The organism is Franconibacter sp. IITDAS19, from assembly GCF_023079515.1.
Lineage (GTDB): Bacteria > Pseudomonadota > Gammaproteobacteria > Enterobacterales > Enterobacteriaceae > Franconibacter > Franconibacter pulveris.
This window is the reverse complement of the sequence record NZ_JALJCP010000002.1, coordinates 495,009-510,484: the sequence shown is the minus strand read 5'-3', so window position 1 is coordinate 510,484 and position 15,476 is coordinate 495,009. Positions and strand designations below refer to the sequence as shown.

Below are 15,476 nucleotides of genomic sequence, written 5' to 3'. Positions count from 1 at the left end.
CTACCGACAAAAAGAAAAAAGGCGCGAACGTCGCGCCTTTTGCTTGTATGAAGGTTTAAGCAGGGCGGCTGGCCGCTTTCATCTGCTGCACAAACGCTTTCAGTTCATCCAGCATTGCGTTGTGGTTGTTGATGTTCCGCTCAATGATTTTCACCGTGGCGGAGCCGGAAATCGCGCCGGCGGCGCCCGCCTCGACAGCGGCTTTCACCTGCGCCGGTTCGGAAATGCCGAAGCCCTGCAGCGGCGGTGCGGCGTGGTACTCGGTCAGTTTCTCAATCAGGTGATGCAGCGGCAGCGCGGCGCGGTTCTCCGCGCCTGTCACCCCGGCGCGGGAGAGCAGGTAAGTGTAGCCGCGGCCATAAGAAGCAATCTGGCGCAACAGGTCATCATCGGCGTTCGGCGGGCAGATAAAAATCGGCGCTACGTTGTGGCGCATCGCCGCCTGACGAAACGGCGCCGATTCTTCCACCGGGACGTCCGCCACCAGCACCGAATCCACGCCCACTTTTTCACACTCAGCATAAAACGCATCGATACCGCGGCTGAAAACCAGGTTGGCATACATCAGCAGACCAATCGGGATGGTCGGGTGCTTCTGGCGAATGGCGGCCAGCATCTCAAAACACTGCCCTGGCGTAACGCCTGCGGCAAAAGCGCGCAGCGTGGCGTCCTGAATCGTTGGGCCGTCCGCCAGCGGGTCAGAGAAGGGAATGCCCAGCTCCAGCGCGTCTGCGCCCGCTTCAATCAGCGCGTCAATGATTTTCAACGACTGTTCCGGCGACGGATCGCCAAGCGTGACGAAGGGGACAAAAGCGCCTTCCTTGCGGGCCTTAAGGCGTGCGAAAAGCTGATCGTAGCGTTCCATTACATTTCCCCTCGTGCTTTGAAAATATCGTGAACGGTAAAGATATCTTTATCTCCGCGACCGGACAGATTCACTACCAGCAACTGCTCTTTCTCCGGGTTCTCACGCATCATTTTTAACGCATGGGCCAGCGCGTGAGAGGACTCCAGCGCCGGGATAATCCCTTCGCTGCGGCAAAGGGCTTTAAACGCGTCCAGCGCTTCGTCATCGGTAATAGAGACATAGTTGGCGCGTCCGGTGCTGTTGAGAAAAGCGTGCTGCGGTCCGACGGATGGGAAATCGAGCCCGGCGGAAATGGAATAGGACTCTTCAATCTGCCCCTCGTCGGTCTGCATCATCGGCGCTTTCATACCGAAATAGATGCCGACGCGGCCATGCTTAAGCGGCGCGCCGTGCTCGCCGGTCTCGATGCCGTGGCCCGCAGGCTCCACGCCAATCAGTCCCACATTAGTTTCATCGATAAAATCGGCAAACATGCCGATAGCGTTTGAGCCGCCGCCCACGCAGGCGATAACCGCGTCGGGCAGGCGTCCCTCTTTTTCCAGAATTTGCGCTTTGGTCTCTTCGCCGATCATGCGCTGGAATTCGCGAACAATCGTTGGGAAGGGGTGCGGACCGGCGGCGGTGCCCAGCATATAGTGCGCTTTCTCATAGCTGCCGGACCAGTCGCGAAGCGCCTCGTTGCAGGCGTCCTTCAGCGTGGCGGAGCCGCTATGCACCGGGATAACCTCTGCGCCCATCAGTTTCATGCGAAACACGTTCGGCGATTGACGCTCAACATCTTTCGCACCCATATAAATGCGGCATTTCAGACCGAGCAGGGCGCTGGCGAGCGCCGAGGCGACGCCGTGCTGGCCCGCGCCAGTTTCTGCGATAATCTCGGTTTTGCCCATGCGTTTGGCAAGCAGCGCCTGGCCTAATACCTGGTTCGTTTTATGCGCGCCGCCGTGCAGCAGGTCTTCACGCTTAAGATAAAGGGTGGTTTTCGTGTCTCTGGTCAGGTTCTGACATTTGGTTAACGCAGTAGGGCGACCCGCGTAATTTTTCAGCAGGTCGGTAAACTGCGCCTGAAATTCCGGGTCGCTCTGGGCGCTGACAAAGGCCGCTTCCAGCTGGCGCAGCGCGGGCATCAGGATCTGCGGCACATACATACCGCCAAATTCACCAAAATAGGGGTTCAGTAAAGTTGTCATTCGTCGCTTCCTTAATAAGCCCGCAGCGTTCTGAAGACCGCCGCCAGCTTGTTGGCATCTTTGATTCCCGGCTCGCTTTCCACGCCGGAGTTAAAATCGAGTCCCACACAGCCAAGCTTCGCCGCTTCCACACAGTTGTCGGCGCCAAGGCCGCCCGCGAGGAAGACATTATCGAGTTTTTCACCCGCCAACAGCGACCAGTCGAAGCGCTGACCGCTGCCGCCCTTGCCGTTATCCAGCACATATTTCGCTACGTGATTAAGATTACGCGGCGGGAGAGTCTGCGCCACGCTCAATGCTTTCCAGATTTCCACGTTCGCTGGCAGCGCGGCGCGCAGGGCGTCGATATAAGTCTGGTCTTCGCTGCCGTGCAGTTGAACGGCAGCGAGCTTAAGCGCATTGACCGTTTCCACCACCTCATTTTGAAGGGCGTTGCGAAAGACGCCGACATAGCGCAGCGGTGCGGCGCGCTTCACGGTTTTCGCCTGTTCAATCGTCACCGCGCGAGGCGAGGAGGAGACAAAAATCAGCCCGCCGTAGATGGCGCCCGCCTCGTGGGCCGCCTGCGCGTCTTCAGGGCGCGTCAGCCCGCACACTTTGTTGGCGCCAAGCAGCACGCGCTGTACGGCTGCCGCCAGATCGTCCTCTTCCATCAGGGCGGAACCAATCAGGAAACCGTTGGCGAAATGGCTCAGTTCGCGCACCTGCGCATAAGTATTGATGCCGGATTCGCTGATAACCGTCACGCCTGCGCCAAGGCGCGGCGCAAGCTCGCGGGTGCGGTTGAGATCGATTGAGAGATCGCGCAGGTCGCGGTTATTAATACCGACCACTTTGGCTTCCAGACGGATAGCGCGCTCCAGCTCCTCTTCGTTGCTCACTTCGGTCAGCACGCCCATGTTCAGGCTGTGCGCCACGGCAGCGAGCTGACGGTACTGTTCATCATCCAGCACCGAGAGCATCAGCAGGCAGGCGTCCGCCTGATAGAAACGCGCCAGGTAGATCTGGTAAGCGTCGATAATAAAATCTTTGCACAGCACCGGTTGTGTGACGATGCCGCTGACTACGGGCAGGAAATCGAAGCTGCCCTGGAAATATTTCTCATCCGTCAGGACAGAGATAGCCGAAGCGTGATGCTTATAAACAGATGCAATGCGCGCCGGGTCGAAGTCCTCGCGGATCACCCCTTTTGACGGAGAGGCTTTCTTACATTCAAGGATGAACGCGGTGCGCGCGCCCTGCAGCGCGTCGTAGAAACTGCGCGTGCTCGGCTTAACGTCATTTTGAAAGCTTGCCAGCGGTTGCTGTTGCTTGCGTGCTTCCACCCAAATCGCCTTATCTGCGACGATTTTCGCTAAAACGGTTTCCATGCCTTACCCTCTTGATGCCAGTGCGGTAACACGGTCATAAGCGCTGCCGCTGCGTAATACGTCAATCACCCGCCGGGCATTGGTTTTTAAATCTTCTTCGCCGTGCAGACGCATCAGCATCGCGACGTTGGCGGCGACGGCCGCCTCATGCGCGGTCTCACCTTTACCTTGTAACAGGCGGGTGAGAATGTCACGGTTTTCTTCCGGCGTGCCGCCTGCGAGGTCCGCTTTCTCATAAGGAGATAAGCCAAAATCGTCGGCGGTCAGCTGATAGCTTTTTATCTCGCCATCATTGAGCTCTGCAACCAGCGTCGGGGCGTGAAGGGAGACTTCATCCATTCCTCCGCTATGCACGACGGCCGCGCGCTGGTAGCCAAGCACGCGCAGGGTTTCGGCAATCGGCAGCACCAGTTCCGGACTGTAAACGCCAATCAGCGCCAGCGGTGGGTGAGCCGGGTTAATCAACGGCCCCAGCACGTTAAAGAGCGTGCGGGTTTTCAACTGCTGGCGTACCGGCATGGCGTGACGAAAGCCGGTGTGATACTTCGGCGCAAACAGGAAACAGACGCCAAGGTCATCCAGCGCCTGGCGCGATGCTTGTGCGTTCATCTCCAGATTAATGCCGAAAGCGGCCAGCAGGTCGGAAGAGCCCGAGCGGCTGGAGACGCTGCGGTTGCCATGTTTCGCGACCTTTAGCCCCACCGCGGCGGCGACAAACGCGCTGGCGGTGGAAATATTAATGCTATTGCTGCCATCGCCGCCGGTGCCGACGATATCGGCAAACAGGTAGTCCGGGCGCGGGAAGGGCGCGGCGTCTTCCAGCAGCGCAGAAGCGGCGCCGGCAATTTCATTCGGGTGTTCGCCGCGCACCTTCATGCTGACCAGCACGGCCGCCAGTTGCTCGGGCTTCAGCTCGCCGCGGACGATCGCGGAGAAGAGCTGGTGGCTCTCTTCACGGCTCAGCGTTTGCGCCTGATAAAGCTTTTCCAGAATCGGCTGCAGCGAATTTTTCTGCTCAACCCTGGTTTGCGCCCAGGCAAGCGTCTGCTCAAGCAGGCGCGCGCCCTGCGTCGTCAGGATAGATTCAGGGTGGAACTGAAAACCGCATACGCGGTCTGCGTCATGACGCACCGCCATGACCATGCCATCGAAATGGGCGTTCACGGTCAACCCTGCCGGAATGTTGCTGCCGACCAGCGAATGATAGCGGGCGACCGGCAACGGGTTCATTAATCCGGCGAACATCCCCTGGCCGTCATGCTCAATGCTTGAAGCTTTGCCATGCAAAATTTCCCCGGCCTGGCCAACGTAGCCGCCGTAGGCTTCCACTATCGCCTGGTGGCCCAGGCAGATGCCGATAATCGGCAGCTTGCCGCGCATCCGGGTCAGAAGCTCAGGCATGCAGCCCGCTTCTGAAGGCGTGCCGGGGCCAGGCGAGAGCATCAGCACCGGGTTATCCATGGTCGCCAGACGGTCAATCAATGTCTGCGCCGGGACATGGTTGCGGTAGATAACCACGTTATGGCCGCTTGCCCGCAGCTGATCCGCCAGGTTGTAAGTGAAGGAGTCGATATTATCGAGCAGCAGAATGTCGGCCATCAGAAAATCTCCTGTGCATGATGCGCCTGGGCGATTGCGCGCAATACCGCGCGGGCTTTATTACGGGTTTCATCCGCTTCGGACTGCGGCACGGAGTCGAGCACCACGCCAGCGCCCGCCTGGACGGTGGCGATGCCGTCTTCCACATAGGCCGAGCGAATAACGATGCAGGTATCAAGGTCGCCGTGAGCGGTGAAATAACCCACCGCGCCGCCGTAGCTGCCCCGGCGCTCGCCCTCGGCGGCGGCGATAAGCTGCATGGCGCGAACTTTCGGCGCGCCGCTCAGGGTGCCCATGTTCATGCAGGCGCGGTAAGCGTGCAGTACGTCGAGGTCCTGTCGCAGCTCGCCAACCACGCGGGAGACGAGATGCATGACAAAGGAGTAACGGTCTACTTTGGTCAGATCCGCCACATAGCGGCTGCCCGGCGTGCAGATGCGCGCCAGATCGTTACGCGCCAGATCAACCAGCATCAGGTGCTCAGAAAGCTCTTTATGGTCGGTGCGCATCTCCAGCTCAATGCGGCTGTCGAGATCGCGGTCCAGCGTGCCGTCGGCGCGGCGTCCGCGCGGACGGGTACCGGCGATGGGGTAGATCTCAATCTGGCGCGATGCGGCGTCATACTTCAGCGAGCTCTCCGGCGAGGCGCCAAACAGCGTGAAGTCGTTATCCTGCATAAAAAACATGTAAGGACTTGGGTTGCTCTTTTTCAGCGTATCGTAGGCGGCCAGCGGCGACGGGCAGGGGAGCGTGAAGCGACGCGAAGGCACGACCTGAAAAATCTCCCCGGCGCGAATCGCTTTCTGCATATCGCGCACGACGGCGCCATACTCTTCATCACTTTGGTTGCATTCGCAACGCATGCTTGCCACTTCCTGCACCGGCAATGGCGCGGCGGCCTGAGTCAGTTGCTGCTTGATCTGTTCAATGCGTGTTTGCAGACGCTGTTTCTCCAGCGGCTGCGGCGTAAAGAGGCTCGCCTGAATGCGGCTGCTTTTCTTCTGATGGTCAATAACCAACAGCGTTTCAGCAAGATAGAAACAGTAATCCGGGCAGCGATTCGACGCGTTAAGGGCTGGCAAGTCTTCAAAGCCCGCCACCAGGTCATAGGCGAACAGACCGCCGAAGAACATCGCTTCTCGCTCATTCTCCGGTACGTCAACCAGCGTTTGCAGCAGGCGGAAGGTATCGAATACGGAAACCGAACAGAGGCGGGCATCTTCATCCAGCAACTGGCTTACCGGTGGGAAGCGAAGCACGCGGGTCTGCGGCTGGCGGGTGTTCTCTACGCCTGCAGGCAAGACATCATCCAGCAGGGCGAGCAGCGCCGCGCCGTTATCCGTTAAGGCAGATATCGTGACAGTGTCACCGATTGCGGTAATGCGCAACGCGCTATCCACCAGCAGCAGGCTTTTAAGATCGTTTTTACTGTCGATATCGGCCGACTCAAGCAGCAGAGTCGCAGGACGCGCGCCGCAGAGTTGGTTAAACAGCGCCGTTGGGTTTTCACGGTAAACCCCTTCGCTGCTGAGTAGTTCAAGTGCTGGTTTAGCTGTTTGCATTCTCGGCTTCCCGTCTGTTCTGTTCAAAAAAAAGCCCGCTTTAAGCGGGCCGGGTATCTGATTGCGTTACGCATGCGTGAAGACACCGCCCGATTCAGGAGGTACGCCACCAGCCGCGAAGAGTCAATGTTGCTTTCATTTTCAGATACCTTTTGCAGTGAACTTGCGTACTAGTTAACTGGTTCATGGCCGAATTGTCAACCCTGATTTCAGAAAAACATCAGGAATCGTTATGATGGGCGGCCTAATGCGTATTATTAACCGAGTGGAGCCGTTTTGAGCGAACCTGATTCCGCAGTCATTTACGATCTGCATAGCCATACAACGGCATCCGACGGGCTATTAACGCCCGCGCAACTGGTCCATCGCGCCGCCGGGATGCAAATCCATACGCTTGCGATTACCGACCATGACACCACGGCGGGCATTGAGCCGGCGCAGGCGGAAATCGACCGCGCAGGCCTGGCGCTGCGCCTGGTGGCTGGCGTGGAAATTTCCACCGTGTGGGAAAACCATGAGATCCACATTGTCGGCCTCGGTATCGACATTCATCATCCTGCGATGATCGCGTTCCTGGCAGAACAGGGAGAGCGGCGTATTCAGCGCGCCCGTATGATAGCGGAACGCCTTGAAAAAGCGCGTATTCCCGGCGCCTGGGAAGGGGCGCAGCGTTTTGCCGACGGCGGGATGATAACTCGCGGGCATTTTGCTCGCTTTCTCGTGGAGGCGGGGCGCGCCACCGAGCCGGCGAAGGTGTTTAAGCATTATCTGGCGCGGGGGAAAATCGGCTATGTTCCGCCGCAGTGGTGTACAATAAAACAAGCTATTGATGTGATTCATCATTCTGGCGGCCAGGCGGTTGTGGCCCATCCCGGGCGTTATGACCTGAGCGCAAAATGGCTTAAGCGGCTGCTTCATCACTTTGCCGAGACAGGCGGAGAGGCGATGGAGGTCGCGCAGTGTCAGCAGGCGCCGAATGAGCGTACGCAACTGGCGAATTATGCGGCACAGTTTGGCTTGCTCGCATCCCAGGGTTCCGATTTTCATCAGCCCTCGCCATGGATTGAGCTGGGCCGCAAGCTGTGGCTGCCTGCTGGCGTTACGCCCGTCTGGGCGAGCTGGACATCGCCGGAAGAACGAAAAGAGAGGGTAGTATGAGTCAGTTTTTTTATATTCATCCGGATAACCCGCAACCGCGCCTGATTAACCAGGCGGTAGAGATAATCCGTAAAGGCGGGGTTATCGTTTATCCCACCGATTCCGGCTATGCGCTGGGCTGTAAGCTGGAAGATAAAAGCGCAATGGAGCGGATTTGCCGGATCCGTCAGTTGCCCGACGGTCACAATTTTACTTTGATGTGCCGCGATCTCTCTGAGCTTTCCACTTACTCCTATGTCGATAACGTGGCGTTCCGGCTTATTAAAAACAACACGCCGGGCAACTACACCTTTATTCTCAAAGGCACCAAAGAGGTGCCGCGCCGCCTGCTGCAGGAGAAGCGTAAGACGATTGGCCTGCGCGTTCCCTCTAATCCTATCGCGCTGGCGCTGCTGGAGACGCTGAACGAGCCGATGCTCTCCACCTCGCTGATGCTGCCGGGCAGCGATTTTACCGAGTCCGATCCGGATGAGATTAAAGACCGGCTGGAGAAGCAGGTCGATTTGATTATTCATGGCGGGTATCTGGGGCAGCAGCCCACGACGGTGGTCGATCTCACCGACGATGCGCCAGTGGTATTGCGTGAAGGGGTGGGCGACGTTAAGCCTTTCTTATAATATTGCGCAAGGCTATACTACGCGCCCAAAAATCGGGGTGTCATGCGCCCCGAATCCTGTCCGACGCCTGGGAAGGCGACACCTGAAGGAAGCTCAATGAGCGAGAAATTACAGAAAGTGCTGGCGCGCGCCGGCCACGGTTCGCGCCGTGAAATCGAAACCATGATTACCGCAGGACGCGTCAGCGTGGATGGCAAAATCGCCACCCTCGGCGACCGTGTGGAAGTCACGCCAGCGCTGAAAATTCGTATTGATGGTCACCTTGTTTCGGTAAAAGAGTCGGTGGAACAGATCTGCCGCGTGCTGGCTTACTATAAGCCCGAAGGCGAGCTTTGCACCCGCAACGATCCGGAAGGCCGTCCTACCGTGTTCGACCGTCTGCCAAAACTGCGCGGCGCGCGCTGGATCGCGGTGGGCCGTCTTGATGTTAACACCTGCGGTCTGCTGCTCTTTACGACTGACGGCGAGCTGGCGAATCGACTGATGCACCCGAGCCGGGAAGTAGAGCGCGAATACGCGGTACGCGTCTTTGGCCAGGTTGACGATGCGAAAGTGCGTGAACTGGCGCGGGGCGTACAGCTGGAAGATGGTCCGGCGGCGTTTAAAACTATCCGCTTCAGCGGCGGCGAAGGCATCAACCAGTGGTACAACGTTACCCTCACGGAAGGGCGCAACCGTGAAGTGCGTCGCCTGTGGGAAGCGGTAGGCGTACAGGTAAGCCGCCTGATTCGCGTGCGCTATGGCGATATCCCTCTGCCGAAAGGTTTGCCGCGCGGCGGCTGGACGGAGCTTGATCTGGCGCAGACCAACTACCTGCGTGAGCTGGTGGGCTTGCCCGCGGAGACCTCCAGCAAAGTGGCGGTTGAAAAAGACAGACGCCGTATGAAGGCGAACCAGATTCGCCGGGCAGTAAAACGTCACAGCCAGGTGAGCGGCAACCGTCGCAGCGGCGGTGGCCGCAGCGGCAGCTAAATAAAACGCCCTCGAATGAGGGCGTTTTGCTTACTGCGCCGGGATAACGCTGACGGCTAGTAGTCAATGCCGATTTGCGCCTTAACGCCTGCGTCAAAGGCATGTTTAACCGGACGCAGTTCGCTTACGGTATCGGCATAATCAAGAATATCGCGGTGGCAGCCGCGGCCGGTGATGATGACCGTCTGGTGCGCCGGACGGTTTCGCAGCGCCTGCATGACCGTTTCCAGCGGCAGATAATCGTACGCCACCATGTAAGTCAGCTCGTCCAGAATCACCATATCGAGCGCGCTGTCGGCCAGCATCCGCTCGGCATGCCGCCAGACTTCAAGGCAAGCGGCCGTATCACTCTCGCGGTTTTGCGTATCCCAGGTAAAACCCGTTGCCATTACCTGAAATTCAACGCCGTGCGGCTCCAGCAGATTACGTTCGCCATTCGGCCAGGTGCCTTTAATAAACTGGATAACGCCCACTTTTTTACCGTGGCCGACGGCGCGGGCGGCTGTGCCAAAGGCGGCGGTGGTTTTGCCTTTGCCGTTGCCGGTAAACACGAGGGTGATGCCGCGCTCCTCTTGGGCGGCGGCCACGCGGGCATCGACCTTATCTTTTATTTTCTGCTGGCGTTGCTGATAGCGATCTTCGTTCATTCGGCTATTCCCGGTTTGCGGCCTGGCTGGGCATCGAAACTCATGCCGGTTTTGCGGCGGCTGTCGTCGCCCATCAGCCAGAGGTAAAGCGGCATTAAATCCGCAGGCGTCTTAAGTTTATCGGCATCTTCTGTCGGAAAGGCGCTGGCGCGCATTTTGGTTCGCGTGCCGCCAGGGTTGATGCAGTTAACCCGCAACGATTTATATTCGTCCGCAAGCACCTGCATCATGCCTTCCGTTGCGAATTTGGACACGGCGTAAGCGCCCCATTGCGCCCGCCCCTGGCGGCCCACGCTTGAGGTGGTGAAGACCAGCGAGCCTGCTTCCGCCTTCAACAGCAGCGGCAACAGCGCCTGGGTTAAAAAGAAGGTGGTATTGACGTTAACCTGCATCACTTCACGCCAGCTTTCCGGCGTCTGTTCCATCATCGGTGCGATTTCACCCAGTATGCCAGCATTGTGCAATAAACCGTCCAGGCGAGGAACCTGAGCGGCGATTTCTCGTGCCACGCGCTGGCAATCTTCAACCGTAGCGCTGGCGTAATCGAGCAAAAACAGGCTGGCCGGGATGGCGCCCAGACGTGTTATGTCATCAGCGACCTGGCGTAATTTTTCTTCGCTGCGGCCCAATAAAAGCACCTGCGCTCCGTAACGCGCATAGGTCAATGCCGCCTCGCGGCCAATGCCGTCGCTGGCGCCTGTGACTAAAATTATGCGGTTTTGCAGCAGGTTAGTTTGCGGTTGATAGTGCACGGGCAACTCCTCGGCGCAAGCGGCGGGCAAAAACCGACGCTTCATTTTGCATAAAAGCGCTTTATGCCTTAATCCGCTCACTATTTCAATCGGCTGGGGGACCATAACAACCTGAGCGTAACATTTTGCAAATATTTCATCGCACAAGGAAAAATCAGGAACCTGACTCGCATGAACAAGACTAATCGCGAGACGCGCGCTGAAGCGTCGGGTAGACTAACGCCGTTTTTCGAGCGTAAAGACAGAGGCGGAAACTGTGGATTTAGTTTATGAATATGGCCTGTTTTTGGCCAAAATCGCGACGGTAGTCGTGGCGTTAGTTATCGTCATCTCGCTGATTTCGAATGTCGCACAGCGCAAGAAACATCAGCGCGGCGAGCTTCGCGTGACCCGTCTGAATGAACAGTACAAAACGATGCAGGAAGAGATAGCGGTTGCGCTGCTCGACACACATCAGCAAAAACAGTGGCATAAGGAACAAAAGAAGAAAGAGAAACAGGAAGCGAAAGCGGCTAAAGCGCGGGCAAAGCGTGGGGAAAGCGCGCCGTCCGGCAAGGCAACGCTTTACGTACTCGACTTCAAAGGCAGCATGGATGCCCATGAGGTCGCTTCGCTACGCGAAGAAATTACCGCCGTGCTGGCCGTGGCGAAGCCGCAAGATGAGGTTTTGCTGCGTCTGGAGAGCCCCGGCGGCGTGGTGCATGGCTACGGTCTTGCTTCATCACAGCTTCAGCGTTTACGCGATCGTAATATCCCTTTAACCGTTGCGGTAGATAAAGTCGCGGCAAGCGGGGGATACATGATGGCTTGCGTAGCCAACCGGATTGTGGCGGCGCCTTTCGCCATTGTCGGCTCGATTGGGGTCGTCGCTCAGGTGCCTAACTTCAATCGCCTGCTTAAGCGCAACGATATCGATATCGAACTTCACACCGCCGGACAATACAAACGCACTCTGACCCTGTTTGGCGAGAATACCGAGGAAGGGCGTGAGAAATTTCGTGAAGACCTCAACGAAACTCATCAACTCTTCAAGCAGTTTGTACAGACCATGCGCCCCTCATTAGATATTAATGAGGTCGCAACGGGCGAGCACTGGTACGGTTTGCAGGCGCAGGAAAAAGGGTTAGTGGATGAAATTCGCACCAGCGACGATTTGATTTTGCAGCAGATGCCGCAAAAAGAGGTGGTGAGCGTACGCTACACGCGCCGTAAAAAGCTGATGGATAAGTTCACCGGCAGCGCGGCCCGGAGTCTGGACCGCCTGCTGCTCCGCTGGTGGCAGCGAGGAGAAAAACCGCTGCTGTAACCTGGAAAACGAGGCTGTACGCCTCGTTTTTTAATCCTGCAGGTAATATTTCTCGGAAAGTTGGTGGGCGAGGTGTTTGAACATATTGAACACCGCTGTGCTTTTCGCGGTAGGTAAGCCTTGCTCATCAAGAAAATAGTTGCCCTGAAATACTAGCACGCCATTTTTTTGCTCAACATGTGTCGCTTCCATACCCGCCAGATAATCCTCATGCTCGCGAATGAGTTTATTGGCGTGAGCTAGCAACGTTTCACGATCGATAGGCTGAGTTTTTACTTGCATAATCCTCTCCTTATAGACTGCGCGTAGTGTACGCCTCACAGAGGAAAGGTGGCAAATTTTCCCTGTTGCCGGCAGGGGGATTACGGGCTTTTACGTGGTAGCGTGAAACGCTTTTGCATGCTAATAAAGTTGCGTAACGAATTTTATCAGGTAGAGTGTGACCCTTTCGCAAATCTGGCAACAGAATTGCTTGACATTCAACCTGAAGTTCGTCGTGCTGGTTTAACCTGTACGAAAACCCTGTGGTCTCAACCACATGACGCGTTTTTAGTCTCTGCGGGCTTAAGTGATTTAAGGGTTGATATCCATTGACGCTGCCGCAATATAAAAGGCTCGTCGCCAGTGGAAGGTGCAGCAACGTGCGACGTATTCTGGAAGAATCCAATCAGGTAAAGGTGAATATGGGTAAAGCTCTCGTTATCGTTGAGTCCCCGGCAAAAGCCAAAACGATTAACAAATATCTCGGTAAAGACTACGTGGTGAAATCCAGCGTAGGCCACATCCGTGATTTGCCGACCAGTGGCTCCGCCCCTAAGAAAAGCGCTGACTCCGCCTCCACCAAAAAAGCGGCCGGCAAGGCCAAAAAAGATGAACGTGGTGCGCTCGTCAGCCGTATGGGCATCGACCCCTGGCACAACTGGGAAGCACAGTATGAAGTGCTGCCGGGTAAAGAAAAGGTGGTTTCCGAGCTCAAATCGCTCGCGGAAAAAGCCGATCATATTTATCTCGCAACCGACCTTGACCGCGAAGGGGAGGCTATCGCCTGGCACCTGCGGGAAGTGATCGGCGGCGATGACAAACGCTACAGCCGCGTTGTCTTCAACGAAATTACCAAGAACGCCATTCGTCAGGCATTTGAAAAGCCGGGCGAATTGAATCTCGATCGCGTAAACGCCCAGCAGGCGCGCCGCTTCATGGACCGCGTGGTGGGCTATATGGTTTCCCCGCTGCTGTGGAAGAAAATAGCGCGTGGGCTTTCTGCAGGCCGCGTTCAGTCAGTCGCGGTGCGTTTAGTGGTGGAGCGCGAGCGCGAAATTAAGGCGTTTGTTCCGGAAGAGTATTGGGAAGTTGACGCCTCGCTTACCACGCCTTCCAGCGAAGCGCTGTCTGTCCAGGTTACGCATCAGCATGACAAGCCATTCCGCCCTGTCAGCCGCGATGAAACCATGGCGGCGGTGGAGCTGCTCAAGGGCGCGCAATATAAAGTTATAGAGCGTGAAGACAAACCCACCAGCAGCAAGCCTGGTGCTCCCTTTATTACGTCTACCCTGCAACAGGCAGCAAGCACGCGTCTTGGTTTTGGCGTGAAGAAAACCATGATGATGGCGCAGCGTCTCTATGAAGCCGGGCACATTACCTATATGCGTACTGACTCCACCAACCTGAGTCAGGATGCGGTGAGCATGGTTCGCGGCTACATTGACAGCAACTTCGGTAAAAAATATCTGCCGGACGCGCCGAACCAGTACGCCAGTAAAGAAAACTCCCAGGAAGCGCACGAAGCCATTCGTCCTTCCGATGTGAGCGTGCTTGCGGAATCGTTGAAGGATATGGAAGCGGACGCGCAGAAGCTCTATCAGCTTATTTGGCGCCAGTTCGTGGCCTGCCAGATGACGCCTGCGCAGTATGATTCCACTACGCTCACGGTAGCGGCAGGCGATTTCCGCCTCAAAGCGCGCGGACGCACCTTGCGCTTCGACGGCTGGACGAAAGTCATGCCGGCGCTGCGTAAAAACGATGAAGATCGCACGCTGCCAGCGGTAAACGAAGGCGATACGCTTTCATTAATCGAATTGACACCAGCTCAGCACTTTACCAAGCCGCCGGCACGCTTTAGCGAAGCCTCGCTGGTTAAAGAGCTTGAGAAGCGCGGAATTGGCCGCCCGTCTACTTATGCGTCCATTATCTCCACTATTCAGGACCGTGGTTACGTGCGTGTGGAAAACCGCCGTTTCTATGCTGAAAAAATGGGTGAAATCGTCACCGACCGCCTGGAAGAAAATTTCCGCGATTTGATGAATTATGATTTCACCGCGCAGATGGAAGACAGCCTTGACCGGGTAGCGAACCATGAAGCTGAATGGCGCGGCGTTCTGGACAGCTTCTTTAACGATTTTAACAAGCAGCTTGATACGGCTGAGAAAGATCCGGAAGAGGGCGGCATGCGCCCGAACCAGATGGTGTTGACCAGCATCGACTGTCCGACCTGCGGGCGCAAGATGGGGATTCGCACCGCGAGCACTGGCGTATTCCTCGGCTGTTCCGGCTATGCGCTGCCGCCGAAAGAACGCTGCAAAACCACCATCAATCTGGTGCCGGAAAATGAAGTGCTGAACGTACTGGAAGGTGACGATGCGGAAACCAACGCGCTTCGCGCGCGCCGTCGTTGCGTCAAATGCGGCACGGCGATGGACAGCTACCTCATCGACCCGAAACGTAAGATTCATATCTGCGGTAATAACCCGACCTGCGACGGTTATGAGATTGAGGAAGGCGAGTTCCGCATCAAAGGCTACGATGGCCCGGTGGTGGAGTGCGAGAAGTGCGGTTCTGAAATGCACCTGAAAATGGGACGTTTTGGCAAGTACATGGCTTGTACCAACGAAGAGTGCAAAAATACCCGTAAAATTCTGCGTAACGGTGAAGTCGCGCCGCCGAAGGAGGACCCGGTGCCGCTGCCTGAGTTGCCGTGCGAGAAATCAGACGCTTACTTTGTTCTTCGCGATGGCGCGGCAGGGGTTTTCCTTGCAGCGAACACCTTCCCGAAATCACGTGAAACGCGCGCGCCGCTGGTTGAAGAGTTACATCGCTTCCGCGATCGTCTGCCGGAAAAACTGCGCTATCTCGCTGACGCGCCGCAGGAAGACCCTGAAGGCAACAAAACGATGGTGCGTTTTAGCCGTAAGACCAAACAGCAATATGTTGCGTCTGAAAAGGATGGCAAGGCGACTAACTGGTCTGCCTTTTACGTCGACGGCAAATGGGTCGAAGGTAAAAAATAAAATATAATTAATAGCTTAAGGCCGACTCCTGTCGGCCTTTTCTTTTTATAACGCTGTTATTATTTTTTTTACATATCTATACACTAAAGCTATTAGTGATATAGTAGTTATAGCGTTCCCCTTTCTTATTATGAAATCGTCTTAAGCCTGC

General features: G+C 56.6%; 13 protein-coding genes and 1 other annotated feature. Of the genes, 5 read left to right on the top strand and 8 right to left on the bottom strand.

Annotated elements, in window-relative coordinates; genetic code table 11:
* Positions 1-55 precede the first annotated feature (55 nt).
* From trpA to MT962_RS08265, 5 genes are read right to left on the bottom strand one after another with little or no spacing between them, the layout of a single operon-like run.
* Positions 56-865, bottom strand: coding sequence for a tryptophan synthase subunit alpha (gene trpA, locus MT962_RS08285; RefSeq protein ID WP_247365367.1), 810 nt, complete (start codon positions 863-865; stop codon positions 56-58).
* On the bottom strand, positions 865-2,058 hold the full coding sequence (trpB, locus tag MT962_RS08280; protein ID WP_247365366.1) for a tryptophan synthase subunit beta: 1,194 nt from the start codon (positions 2,056-2,058) through the stop codon (positions 865-867). Before trpB ends, trpA begins: the two co-directional genes overlap by 1 nt.
* Before the next feature lie 11 nt (positions 2,059-2,069).
* Complete coding sequence (gene trpCF / locus MT962_RS08275) at positions 2,070-3,428, bottom strand: bifunctional indole-3-glycerol-phosphate synthase TrpC/phosphoribosylanthranilate isomerase TrpF (RefSeq protein WP_247365365.1); 1,359 nt, start codon at positions 3,426-3,428, stop codon at positions 2,070-2,072.
* 3 nt (positions 3,429-3,431) lie between these two features.
* Positions 3,432-5,027, bottom strand: a complete 1,596-nt coding sequence (trpD, locus tag MT962_RS08270) for a bifunctional anthranilate synthase glutamate amidotransferase component TrpG/anthranilate phosphoribosyltransferase TrpD (RefSeq protein ID WP_048887448.1) — start codon at positions 5,025-5,027, stop codon at positions 3,432-3,434.
* Positions 5,027-6,589, bottom strand: a complete 1,563-nt coding sequence (locus MT962_RS08265; protein WP_024556109.1) for an anthranilate synthase component 1 — start codon at positions 6,587-6,589, stop codon at positions 5,027-5,029. The genes trpD and MT962_RS08265 overlap by 1 nt, the downstream gene beginning before the upstream one ends.
* Before the next feature lie 25 nt (positions 6,590-6,614).
* Positions 6,615-6,707, bottom strand: a sequence feature (Trp leader region).
* A 158-nt stretch (positions 6,708-6,865) separates the two neighbouring features.
* Between MT962_RS08265 and MT962_RS08260 the strand changes: the two genes are divergently transcribed.
* From MT962_RS08260 to rluB, 3 genes are all read left to right on the top strand, one after another.
* The gene (locus MT962_RS08260) at positions 6,866-7,747 is read left to right on the top strand and encodes a PHP domain-containing protein (protein WP_247365364.1); all 882 of its coding nucleotides are present in this window, start codon (positions 6,866-6,868) and stop codon (positions 7,745-7,747) included.
* The gene (locus MT962_RS08255) at positions 7,744-8,364 is read left to right on the top strand and encodes an L-threonylcarbamoyladenylate synthase (RefSeq protein WP_024556111.1); all 621 of its coding nucleotides are present in this window, start codon (positions 7,744-7,746) and stop codon (positions 8,362-8,364) included. The genes MT962_RS08260 and MT962_RS08255 overlap by 4 nt, the downstream gene beginning before the upstream one ends.
* A gap of 96 nt (positions 8,365-8,460) precedes the next feature.
* Complete coding sequence (rluB, locus tag MT962_RS08250; RefSeq protein WP_024556112.1) at positions 8,461-9,336, top strand: 23S rRNA pseudouridine(2605) synthase RluB; 876 nt, start codon at positions 8,461-8,463, stop codon at positions 9,334-9,336.
* Positions 9,337-9,392: 56 nt separating this feature from the next.
* Here the strand turns inward: rluB and cobO are convergent, their stop codons facing one another.
* A complete protein-coding gene (cobO, locus tag MT962_RS08245; protein WP_024556113.1) occupies positions 9,393-9,983 on the bottom strand; it encodes a cob(I)yrinic acid a,c-diamide adenosyltransferase in 591 nt (196 codons plus the stop codon).
* Positions 9,980-10,735 carry a YciK family oxidoreductase gene (locus MT962_RS08240; protein WP_024556114.1) on the bottom strand — a complete coding sequence of 252 codons (756 nt, stop codon included), beginning with the start codon at positions 10,733-10,735 and terminating at the stop codon, positions 9,980-9,982. Before MT962_RS08240 ends, cobO begins: the two co-directional genes overlap by 4 nt.
* A gap of 256 nt (positions 10,736-10,991) precedes the next feature.
* On the opposite strand from MT962_RS08240, the gene sohB reads away from it, so the two are divergent.
* The gene (sohB, locus tag MT962_RS08235; RefSeq protein ID WP_024560134.1) at positions 10,992-12,041 is read left to right on the top strand and encodes a protease SohB; all 1,050 of its coding nucleotides are present in this window, start codon (positions 10,992-10,994) and stop codon (positions 12,039-12,041) included.
* Between the two features lie 30 nt (positions 12,042-12,071).
* On the opposite strand, the gene MT962_RS08230 is transcribed toward sohB, so the two are convergent.
* Entirely contained in the window at positions 12,072-12,323 is a 252-nt protein-coding gene (locus MT962_RS08230; RefSeq protein ID WP_024556116.1) for a YciN family protein, read from the bottom strand.
* 401 nt (positions 12,324-12,724) lie between these two features.
* Here MT962_RS08230 and topA point away from each other — a divergent pair, with 401 nt between their 5' ends.
* Entirely contained in the window at positions 12,725-15,325 is a 2,601-nt protein-coding gene (topA, locus tag MT962_RS08225; RefSeq protein WP_024556117.1) for a type I DNA topoisomerase, read from the top strand.
* Positions 15,326-15,476 lie beyond the last annotated feature (151 nt).

Excerpts from the sequence above, each read along its gene's own strand:
- trpA (WP_247365367.1), bottom strand. The coding sequence starts at position 865 with ATGGAACGCTACGATCAGCTTTTCGCACGCCTTAAGGCCCGCAAGGAA.
- trpB (WP_247365366.1), bottom strand. The coding sequence starts at position 2,058 with ATGACAACTTTACTGAACCCCTATTTTGGTGAATTTGGCGGTATGTAT.
- trpCF (WP_247365365.1), bottom strand. The coding sequence starts at position 3,428 with ATGGAAACCGTTTTAGCGAAAATCGTCGCAGATAAGGCGATTTGGGTG.
- trpD (WP_048887448.1), bottom strand. The coding sequence starts at position 5,027 with ATGGCCGACATTCTGCTGCTCGATAATATCGACTCCTTCACTTACAAC.
- MT962_RS08265 (WP_024556109.1), bottom strand. The coding sequence starts at position 6,589 with ATGCAAACAGCTAAACCAGCACTTGAACTACTCAGCAGCGAAGGGGTT.
- MT962_RS08255 (WP_024556111.1), top strand. The coding sequence starts at position 7,744 with ATGAGTCAGTTTTTTTATATTCATCCGGATAACCCGCAACCGCGCCTG.
- rluB (WP_024556112.1), top strand. The coding sequence starts at position 8,461 with ATGAGCGAGAAATTACAGAAAGTGCTGGCGCGCGCCGGCCACGGTTCG.
- cobO (WP_024556113.1), bottom strand. The coding sequence starts at position 9,983 with ATGAACGAAGATCGCTATCAGCAACGCCAGCAGAAAATAAAAGATAAG.
- MT962_RS08230 (WP_024556116.1), bottom strand. The coding sequence starts at position 12,323 with ATGCAAGTAAAAACTCAGCCTATCGATCGTGAAACGTTGCTAGCTCAC.
- topA (WP_024556117.1), top strand. The coding sequence starts at position 12,725 with ATGGGTAAAGCTCTCGTTATCGTTGAGTCCCCGGCAAAAGCCAAAACG.